The sequence below is a fragment of the Rhizobium sp. TBD182 genome (genome assembly GCF_001950375.1).
GTDB classification, from domain to species: Bacteria; Pseudomonadota; Alphaproteobacteria; order Rhizobiales; family Rhizobiaceae; genus Agrobacterium; species Agrobacterium tumefaciens.
In genome coordinates, this window is the sequence record NZ_BDLN01000001.1 from 885,892 (window position 1) to 891,891 (window position 6,000).

General features: G+C 57.6%; 6 protein-coding genes. 3 read left to right on the top strand and 3 right to left on the bottom strand.

Annotated elements, in window-relative coordinates; genetic code table 11:
- Positions 1 to 61 precede the first annotated feature (61 nt).
- Positions 62 to 871, top strand: coding sequence for a hypothetical protein (locus tag T18_RS04450; protein ID WP_025592878.1), 810 nt, complete (start codon positions 62 to 64; stop codon positions 869 to 871).
- Here T18_RS04450 and T18_RS04455 read toward each other — a convergent pair.
- A complete protein-coding gene (locus T18_RS04455) occupies positions 825 to 1,367 on the bottom strand; it encodes a DUF488 family protein (protein WP_075807494.1) in 543 nt (180 codons plus the stop codon). The genes T18_RS04450 and T18_RS04455 overlap by 47 nt on opposite strands.
- Positions 1,368 to 1,532: 165 nt before the next feature.
- Positions 1,533 to 2,453: a cation diffusion facilitator family transporter gene (locus tag T18_RS04460; RefSeq protein ID WP_038490406.1), complete on the bottom strand. Its 921-nt coding sequence runs from the start codon at positions 2,451 to 2,453 to the stop codon at positions 1,533 to 1,535.
- 143 nt (positions 2,454 to 2,596) lie between these two features.
- Here T18_RS04460 and T18_RS04465 point away from each other — a divergent pair, with 143 nt between their 5' ends.
- Positions 2,597 to 3,385 (top strand): SDR family oxidoreductase, encoded by a 789-nt coding sequence (locus T18_RS04465; RefSeq protein WP_013635763.1) that lies wholly within the window; start codon positions 2,597 to 2,599, stop codon positions 3,383 to 3,385.
- Positions 3,386 to 3,407: 22 nt separating this feature from the next.
- Here T18_RS04465 and T18_RS04470 read toward each other — a convergent pair whose 3' ends face one another.
- Positions 3,408 to 4,385: a sensor domain-containing diguanylate cyclase gene (locus T18_RS04470; protein WP_038490403.1), complete on the bottom strand. Its 978-nt coding sequence runs from the start codon at positions 4,383 to 4,385 to the stop codon at positions 3,408 to 3,410.
- Between the two features lie 299 nt (positions 4,386 to 4,684).
- Here T18_RS04470 and T18_RS04475 point away from each other — a divergent pair, with 299 nt between their 5' ends.
- A complete protein-coding gene (locus tag T18_RS04475; RefSeq protein WP_038492736.1) occupies positions 4,685 to 5,983 on the top strand; it encodes an Hsp70 family protein in 1,299 nt (432 codons plus the stop codon).
- The last annotated feature ends 17 nt before the right edge of the window (positions 5,984 to 6,000 follow it).

The window sequence follows — 6,000 nt, forward strand, 5'->3', positions numbered from 1 at the left end:
TGGTGGCGCAATCACAAGCATCTAAGGTGATTCACGGGCAAATCCGCCCCCGGAATATACGATGACGATTGTAGACACCCGCATTCTCATCCTCTGCAAGACCTATCCTTCACCGAGCGGTAAGTACGCGGAGACAACCTGCGTAGCCGGAATGGACGAGAGCGGTAAGCTTGTACGCCTATTCCCTGTACCATTTCGCCTAATCGCAAAGGATCAGCAGTTCAAAAAATGGCAGTGGATCAAGGCCAAAGTCGAGAAAGCTAAGAAAGACCATAGACCAGAAAGCTTCACCATTAAAGTCGATACAATCAACGGAGGCGAAGTAGTCGCGCCTGGCAAAGATTGGGCTGAACGGAGACGCCTGTTGTCACCTATCAAAGTCTATCCGCACTTTGATGACATCGAGGCCGATCGCTCTGCGGGCCGTCTCTCACTGGCCATACTAAGGCCTACACGCATCATAGGCCTTGAAATTGAACGTGTGTCCGACCCTGAATGGACTGACGACGAGTTGGCAAAGCTTGTGCAGGAACAGAAGCAAGGTGGTCTCTTCGACGACGATGATAAGCGGTCGATCAGAACTCTTAGGAAATTGCCGTTCGATTTCTACTACAGATACGAATGCCATGAAGGCGCTACTGCAAAGGTATTCAAGCACAAACTCGTAGATTGGGAAATCGGGGCACTATACTGGAATTGTCATCGTTCGCACGGTGACGGTTGGGAGCAGCACTTCCGTGACCAACTTGAGAAGAAGATACCTTCAAAAGATTTAATGTTGTTAATGGGAAACCAACATCGGTTTCAGGATCAGTGGCTGATTATCAGCTTGATCTACCCGCCACATCAGATGCAGACAGAACTGTTCTAGACGGAGGTTGTGACCGCTTCGGCATCTTAGACTTATTTCGAAGATAGCGAGTTGCGTCGTCTCCAAAAAGATGAACCATTTCGTAGCCAAAGACACTCATCCGCTCTCCCACGATGAATCGATGACAAGTTTTCGGATCGCGTTCAAAACAGAGAAGGCAGACAGCCTTTTCTTCAGACAGCGCCACGAGCTTTTCAACAGCAGCGGCGCATTCTGATTTATCAACGTGCGCGCTATAGATTGTCCTGAAACTGTCAAAATTCCCTGCTTTAGCCGCCTCTCTTCCCTCCTTCGGATCTCCAAGCTCTTGCATGGCTAGGTATTTGATCCCAGCGGATTCCAGATGTTCTCGTAACGAATTCTTCGAGAAGCCCTTCTTTCGAGACAGTGGAACTGCTCGGACGTCAGCGACAACTTCGACACCGACAGTGGTGAGCGTCTCCACGAAACGTTCGATATCAGTACCCTCGTAACCGATCGTGTAGACTATCTTCATCACGTGCTCCTTTTCTACTCAGCTTATGAGGCCTAGCTGGCTCGACGCTTGCGTAGAGAGGCGCTTCGATACGCCATCAAGTGCGAAGCCGCTAGAGGCGGAAGTGGATTTTATCATCTACAGTCAAATTAAACTGCGCCAGGCCGACGCATGGCATTATCCGCATCAAACCGCCCATTCCTCATCCGTCGTAAACACAATCGTCAGCCACCGATCCGTCCCCTCGCCGCCGAGTGCATCGCCGATCTCGTCGCGGATCGCGTCCCATTCTTCGAGACGCCGGGGTGGCCAGTTTTTCGGGACGATGAAGAAGAGTTCGATCTGGCGGCCTCGCCCCACGCGGGCGACATAGGAATAGTGCGAGGCGAAGCCGAATTTTTCGACGGTCTCGGCCGCTACCCTGTCCACATGCTGCTTGAATTCAAACGGCGTCACCAGAAGGATGTCGGCGAGCGCCTGCTTCACATTGCCGAGCGGCATGGGAATGATGATGAGGCAGACCAGCGCCAGAACGGCGGGGTCGATATAGGGCGCGATCCACTGATGCGCCGTTCCCGTCAGCCCGTAGCCGACGGCGAAGGCGAGGAACAGGGCTGCGCTCAGGAGCGCGCTCATCAGCCAGCTTTTGGCGTCCAGCGCCACGAAGGCCGATTTCAGTCTGCGGTTCTGGCGTTTGACGAACCATGCCATGATGAGCGAAACGGCAAAGCTGACGAAGGTGACGATGATGGCGTAATCGAACTCGATCGATCTGCCGCCGTCCATCAGGCTGTCGATGGCGTTGATCAGGGCATAGATCGCAGCGCCCATCAAAAGCGTGCCGTTGAGGCCGAGGACCATCGGCTCCAGATGCCAGAAGCCCATGGTGAAACGCTCTGCCAGCCGGCCACCGTGCCGTGGGGCGGCGGAAGCCGCGATCAGCCGCGCCACCAGCAGCGCCAGCACCGTCATGAAGGCATCCGTCAGGGCATAAACGCCATCGAACACCACCGCGAAAGAGCCGGAAAACAGGCCTGCACCAATGCCGAACGCGGCCAGAAGAACCGTGATGGCAATTGAGAATTTCAGCAGAGATTGTTCGGTCATGACGCGTATTTAACCTTCAAAAGCGGGCGCCGCCTTCCTATAAACAGCACAGATGGAGCGGGATAGCGAAAACTGTGGACGGTTTTCGCCTGTAGTCACGCTTCGATTCTTTGATCTGCTGCAAACAAGACAGGACAAAACCCATGGATCTCGGCATTTCCGGCAAACGCGCCCTCGTTCTCGCCTCCTCTCGCGGCCTTGGGCTGGGCATCGCCACAGCGCTGGCGAATGAAGGCGTGAATGTTCTTCTCGTTGGCAGAAGCAGCGAAAAGCTGGACGCGAACTGCAAGACGATCAATGCACTCGGCAAGGGCAAGGCCGACTGGGTGCGGGGCGATCTTGGCGACGACAATTTCGTCGAGGCCATGGTTCAGGCCGTGAACGACAAGCTCGGCGGCATTGACATTCTCGTCAACAACACCGGTGGCCCGACGCCGGGTCTTGCGCAGGAGATCACGACAGAGAAGCTGGAGAGCTTCTTCCAGTCGATGGTGCTGCGCGTCATCACGCTCACCAATGCGCTGCTGCCGCAGATGAAGGAACAGGGCTTTGGCCGCATCCTGACCGTTGCCTCCTCCGGCGTGTTCGAACCCATCCCCAATCTGGCGCTCTCCAACACGCTGCGTGGGGCGCTGGTGGGCTGGAGCAAGACATTGTCGAGCGAAGTGGCCGGTTTCGGCATCACCTCCAACCTTCTTCTGCCCGGCCGCATCCATACCGACCGCATCGACGAGCTGGATGGCGCCAATGCCAAGCGCCTGGGTAAAAGCATGGAGGAAATCCGCGAGGCTTCGGTCAAGAGCATTCCGGCAGGCAGGCTTGGCACGGTGGAAGAATTCGCCGCCGCCGGGGCTTTCCTCTGCTCGGTTCCGGCAAGCTACATCACCGGCACAATGCTGCGGGTGGATGGCGGCGCGGCGAAATCGAACTGACGCCGGTTACACGCCGGAGCGGTCAAGAGGCCGCTCCGTAGACTACGAAGCGGTTTCTGCCGGTATTCTTGGCTTCGTAGAGTGCCGTGTCGGCGCGGCGCAGCACATCGCTCGCGCTCTCGCCGGGATCGGCAAAGGCAATGCCGGCCGAACAGCTGTAACGGAAATCCGGCACATCGCTCAGCGGCGATGCCTCGGTCAACGTCGCCAGCAGCTTCTGCATGGTGCTTTCCGCGCTCAGCATTCGCGACCCGCTGAGAACGAGCAAAAACTCCTCACCGCCGATCCGCCCCACCAGATCGTCCCGGCCGATCGCGGCGGAAAGCCGGGTGGCGAAATCCTTAAGGACGAGATCGCCGCAGGCATGCCCGAAACGGTCGTTCACCGCCTTGAAGTGGTCGATATCCATGATGATCACCGCAAGCGCCTGCGCCTTGTTGGGGCCAAGCATCTGGTTGAGGATATCCATGGCATAGCGGCGGTTGCCGAGGCCCGTGAGTTCGTCGCTCAGCGCCGATTTCAGCGCCCTGTCGCGCTCCTGCCGCAGATCGCGCAACTGGATGCCAAGCTCGGACACATCGGTCACGACACACAACATCCAGCCGCCCGGCAGCGTCGTTTCCGTCGTCAGCATCCAGCGTCCATCGTTCAGGCTGGTTTCGATGGTGCGGTAAGGCAACTTGCCGCGCCTAGTCCGCGCCGAGCGCAACCACAGTTCGAAATCGGTGGTTTCGACCGCCGTTCCTGTCGAGCTGCGATACCCGCCGCGCATCAGCTCCATCCAGTTCGGAAAACCGTCCGGAGCCATGCCCAGCGCCTCGCGGAAGGCCGCATTGGCAAAGCGCAACTCATCACTGCCATCGAAAAGGGCATAACCCTGCTGCGATGACGCCATGAGGTTCATAAGCTGGGAATGGAAAATTTCCACGTCGCCGCGAATGAGGACCTCCGGCCCGGGCGGCACATCTTGGAGGGCGGAACATGCCTGCTTGCGGGACATCTGGACTTCCGGGTTACAACGCGACAGCTACAATTAAGAAAGCTCCCTGAGGATATAGCCTTTATTTATACTTTGCGATTGCGAAAAAATATTTAATTTGCATGGCGAAACTGTATTTATAACGGAAAATTACTTTATTCTAATGTTTTAATAAACCGAGAAGTGGCGCTTGCCATTCTGCCGGGCCTGTGCAATCAACCGCCCTCCTCTGACATCGGGATGCCAAATGCGTCCCTTATTCTCACGCCGGGCCGCCTTTGGGCCGGGCGAGCATTTCTATCGGCGACAAGGATATGGCGATGACGCAAAAGCGGGCACTGGGCCTCGATTTCGGCACGACCAACACGGTCATGGCTCTTTCCGACGGCGGCGGCGAAAGCCGCTCCATGCAGTTTACCAGCAGCGCGGGCACGGATGACAGCATGCGCACCGCGCTCTCCTTCATGAAGGATTCGGGCCTTGGTGCGGCTGCCCTGCACGTGGAAGCGGGCCACGCTGCCATCAGGCAATTCATCGACAATGCGGGCGATTGCCGCTTCCTGCAGTCGATCAAGACATTTGCGGCCTCGCCGCTCTTCCAGGGCACGTTGATCTTCGCCAAGCGCCAGAGCTTCGAGGATTTGATGGACGTGTTCCTGCGCAAGCTGAAAACCTATGCGGGCGCAGAGTGGCCAAGCGACGTCTCGACCGTCATCGCCGGTCGCCCCGTGCGTTTCGCCGGCAGCAATCCGGATGAGACGCTGGCGCTCTCCCGCTACAACGAAGCGCTGACGCGTGCCGGTTTTCCGGAAATCCACTATGTCTACGAGCCGGTGGCGGCCGCCTATTATTTCGCCCAGAGCCTGAAGAAGGACGCCAATGTGCTGGTGGCGGATTTCGGCGGCGGCACCACCGACTATTCGCTGATCCGCTTCGAGAGCCATGCCGGCAAGCTTTCCGCCACCCCCATCGGCCATTCCGGCGTCGGTGTCGCCGGTGACCATTTCGACTTCCGCATGATCGACAATCTGGTTTCGCCGGAAATCGGCAAGGGCAGCAAGTTCAAGAGCTTCGACAAGGTGCTGGACGTGCCTTCCGGCTACTACGTGAATTTCGGTCGCTGGAACCAGCTGTCGATCTTCAAGACCTCGAAGGAATTCACCGATCTGAAATCGCTGGTGCGCTCGGCGCTGGAGCCGGACAAGCTCGAACTCTTCATCGATCTCGTGGAGCATGACGAGGGTTATCCGCTTTATCAGTCGATTTCCGCCACCAAGATGGCGCTTTCCTCGGCCGAAGAAGCGGAATTCAACTTCGCGCCGCTCGGCAGGGCCGGCCGCAAAATGGTCAAGCGCAGCGACTTCAACAACTGGATCGCCGACGACCTCGCCAAGATCGAGGGCGCGCTGGACGAGGTTCTGGAGAAGACGCAAGTCGCGCCTGAGGCAATCGACAAGGTGTTCCTCACCGGCGGCACCTCCTTCGTGCCGGCGGTGCGCGAGCTTTTCACCCGTCGTTTCGACGCGGACCGGATCGAAACCGGCGGCGAGTTGCTCTCGATTGCCCATGGTTTGGCCATGATCGGCGAAAGCGGTGACATTCAGCGCTGGACAGCGTGATTTACGGGTTCCCCGGG

What these genes read in the sequence shown, in the direction of transcription:
- T18_RS04470 (WP_038490403.1), bottom strand. Translation starts at nt 4,385, where the DNA reads ATGTCCCGCAAGCAGGCATGTTCCGCCCTCCAAGATGTGCCGCCCGGG.
- T18_RS04460 (WP_038490406.1), bottom strand. Translation starts at nt 2,453, where the DNA reads ATGACCGAACAATCTCTGCTGAAATTCTCAATTGCCATCACGGTTCTT.
- T18_RS04455 (WP_075807494.1), bottom strand. Translation starts at nt 1,367, where the DNA reads ATGAAGATAGTCTACACGATCGGTTACGAGGGTACTGATATCGAACGT.
- T18_RS04450 (WP_025592878.1), top strand. Translation starts at nt 62, where the DNA reads ATGACGATTGTAGACACCCGCATTCTCATCCTCTGCAAGACCTATCCT.
- T18_RS04465 (WP_013635763.1), top strand. Translation starts at nt 2,597, where the DNA reads ATGGATCTCGGCATTTCCGGCAAACGCGCCCTCGTTCTCGCCTCCTCT.
- T18_RS04475 (WP_038492736.1), top strand. Translation starts at nt 4,685, where the DNA reads ATGACGCAAAAGCGGGCACTGGGCCTCGATTTCGGCACGACCAACACG.